Annotated in this window: 1 tRNA gene and 1 rRNA gene; both read left to right on the top strand. The window is 53.6% G+C overall.

What is annotated here, in order from left to right:
* Positions 1-86: 86 nt before the first annotated feature.
* Positions 87-163: transfer RNA gene (locus tag QMZ25_RS19035), tRNA-Ile, on the top strand.
* Between the two features lie 224 nt (positions 164-387).
* A 23S ribosomal RNA gene (locus QMZ25_RS19030) occupies positions 388-3,267 on the top strand.
* Positions 3,268-3,298 lie beyond the last annotated feature (31 nt).

Genomic DNA, 3,298 nt, shown 5'->3' with positions numbered 1-3,298 from the left:
TCAGCTGGGAGAGCACCTGCTTTGCAAGCAGGGGGTCGTCGGTTCGATCCCGACAGGCTCCACCAGGGAGTTTCGTAAGCAACTCCGGGTCTGTAGCTCAGGTGGTTAGAGCGCACCCCTGATAAGGGTGAGGTCGGTGGTTCGAGTCCTCCCAGACCCACCATTCTCTGAATGACGCATACATTCGATCTTATATACGCATCGGCACTGTGGCCGGTACGTGTTCTTTTAAAACTTGTGACGTAGCGAGCGTTTGAGATGTTCTATCAGACGTGTCGTGAGGCTAAGGCGAGAGACGAAAGTCTCTTTATTGATTGAGTCGTTATATTCGTATCCGGGCTTTGTACCCCTGGATCAGATATGACCCAAGGCAACTTGCGGTTATATGGTCAAGCGAATAAGCGCACACGGTGGATGCCTTGGCGGTCAGAGGCGATGAAGGACGTGGCAGCCTGCGAAAAGTATCGGGGAGCTGGCAACAAGCTTTGATCCGGTAATGTCCGAATGGGGAAACCCACCCGCTTGCGGGTATCCTGCAGTGAATACATAGCTGCTGGAAGCGAACCTGGTGAACTGAAATATCTAAGTAACCAGAGGAAAAGAAATCAACCGAGATTCCGTCAGTAGCGACGAGCGAACGCGGACTAGCCCTTAAGCTGGATTGGTTCTAGGAAAACGCTCTGGAAAGAGCGGCCATAGAAGGTGACAGCCCTGTATCTGAAAGGGCCATTCCAGTGAAGACGAGTAGGGCGGGGCACGTGAAACCCTGTCTGAACATGGGGGGACCATCCTCCAAGGCTAAATACTACTGACCGACCGATAGTGAACCAGTACCGTGAGGGAAAGGCGAAAAGAACCCCGGAGAGGGGAGTGAAATAGAACCTGAAACCGTGTGCGTACAAGCAGTAGGAGCTCCGCAAGGAGTGACTGCGTACCTTTTGTATAATGGGTCAGCGACTTACTGTTCGTGGCAAGCTTAACCGTATAGGGGAGGCGAAGGGAAACCGAGTCTGATAAGGGCGCATAGTCGCGGGCAGTAGACCCGAAACCGGGTGATCTAGTCATGCCCAGGGTGAAGGTGCGGTAACACGCACTGGAGGCCCGAACCCACTCCCGTTGCAAAGGTAGGGGATGAGGTGTGATTAGGAGTGAAAAGCTAATCGAACCCGGAGATAGCTGGTTCTCCTCGAAAGCTATTTAGGTAGCGCCTCATATGTATCCTCTCGGGGGTAGAGCACTGTTATGGCTAGGGGGTCATCGCGACTTACCAAACCATTGCAAACTCCGAATACCGAGACGGACTGTATGGGAGACACACGGCGGGTGCTAACGTCCGTCGTGAAAAGGGAAACAACCCAGACCCACAGCTAAGGTCCCAAATTCAGTGCTAAGTGGAAAACCATGTGGAAAGGCACAGACAGCCAGGAGGTTGGCTTAGAAGCAGCCACCCTTTAAAGAAAGCGTAATAGCTCACTGGTCGAGTCGGTCTGCGGGGAAGATTTAACGGGGCTAAGCACTGAACCGAAGCTTGGGGTGCATAACTTTGTTATGCGCGGTAGAGGAGCGTTCCGTAAGCCTGCGAAGGTGGATTGAGAAGTCTGCTGGAGGTATCGGAAGTGCGAATGCTGACATGAGTAACGATAATGCGGGTGAAAAACCCGCACGCCGAAAGCCCAAGGTTTCCTTGCGCAACGTTAATCGGCGCAGGGTGAGTCGGCCCCTAAGGCGAGGACGAAAGTCGTAGTCGATGGGAAGCAGGTTAATATTCCTGCACCTCGCGTAAGTGCGATGGAGGGACGGAGAAGGTTAGGTGTACCGGGCGTTGGTTGTCCCGGGGAAAGGCGGTAGGTTTGGATCTTTGGCAAATCCGGGATCCTTTAAGACCGAGCACCGAGACGAGCCTTTAAGGCGAAGTCACTGATACCACGCTTCCAGGAAAAGCTCCTAAGCTTCAGCTTACGCAGACCGTACCGTAAACCGACACAGGTGGGTAGGATGAGAATTCTCAGGCGCTTGAGAGAACTCGGGTGAAGGAACTAGGCAACATGGCACCGTAACTTCGGGAGAAGGTGCACCCTTTTTGGTGGCTCGTGCGAGCTATAGCTGAAGAGGGTCGCAGTAACCAGGCCGCTGCGACTGTTTATCAAAAACACAGCACTCTGCAAACACGAAAGTGGACGTATAGGGTGTGACGCCTGCCCGGTGCTGGAAGGTTAATTGATGGGGTCAGCCGCAAGGCGAAGCTCTTGATCGAAGCCCCAGTAAACGGCGGCCGTAACTATAACGGTCCTAAGGTAGCGAAATTCCTTGTCGGGTAAGTTCCGACCTGCACGAATGGCGTAACGACAGCGGCGCTGTCTCCACCCGAGACTCAGTGAAATTGAAATCGCTGTGAAGATGCAGCGTTCCCGTGGCAAGACGGAAAGACCCCGTGAACCTTTACTATAGCTTTACACTGAACGTTGAGTTCGTCTGTGTAGGATAGGTGGGAGGCTATGAAACCATGGCGCTAGCTGTGGCGGAGCCATCCTTGAAATACCACCCTGTCGTGCTTGACGTTCTAACCTGGGCCCATTATCTGGGTCGGGGACCGTGTATGGTGGGTAGTTTGACTGGGGCGGTCTCCTCCTAAAGAGTAACGGAGGAGCTCGAAGGTACGCTCAGCGCGGTCGGACATCGCGCACTGTGTGCAAAGGCATAAGCGTGCTTGACTGCAAGATCGACGGATCAAGCAGGTAGGAAACTAGGACTTAGTGATCCGGTGGTTCTGTATGGAAGGGCCATCGCTCAACGGATAAAAGGTACTCCGGGGATAACAGGCTGATACCGCCCAAGAGTTCATATCGACGGCGGTGTTTGGCACCTCGATGTCGGCTCATCACATCCTGGGGCTGTAGTCGGTCCCAAGGGTATGGCTGTTCGCCATTTAAAGTGGTACGCGAGCTGGGTTCAGAACGTCGTGAGACAGTTCGGTCCCTATCTGCCATGGGCGTTGGAGATTTGAGAGGGGCTGCTCCTAGTACGAGAGGACCGGAGTGGACGAACCTCTGGTGTTCCGGTTGTCACGCCAGTGGCATTGCCGGGTAGCTATGTTCGGAAGCGATAACCGCTGAAAGCATCTAAGCGGGAAGCGCGCCTCAAGATGAGATCTCCCGGGGCACAAGCCCCCTAAAGGAACCATGTAGACTACGTGGTTGATAGGTCAGGTGTGTAAGTACAGCAATGTATTGAGCTAACTGATACTAATGATCCGTGCGGCTTGACCATATAACCTCAAGTTGCCTTGGCTTTACGACAG

The sequence above is a fragment of the Stenotrophomonas sp. RS-48 genome, assembly GCF_030053245.1.
In the GTDB taxonomy this organism is placed as follows: Bacteria; Pseudomonadota; Gammaproteobacteria; order Xanthomonadales; family Xanthomonadaceae; genus Stenotrophomonas; species Stenotrophomonas maltophilia_P.
The sequence above is the reverse complement of the archived record's forward strand: the minus strand, read 5'-3'. Positions and strand labels throughout refer to the sequence as shown.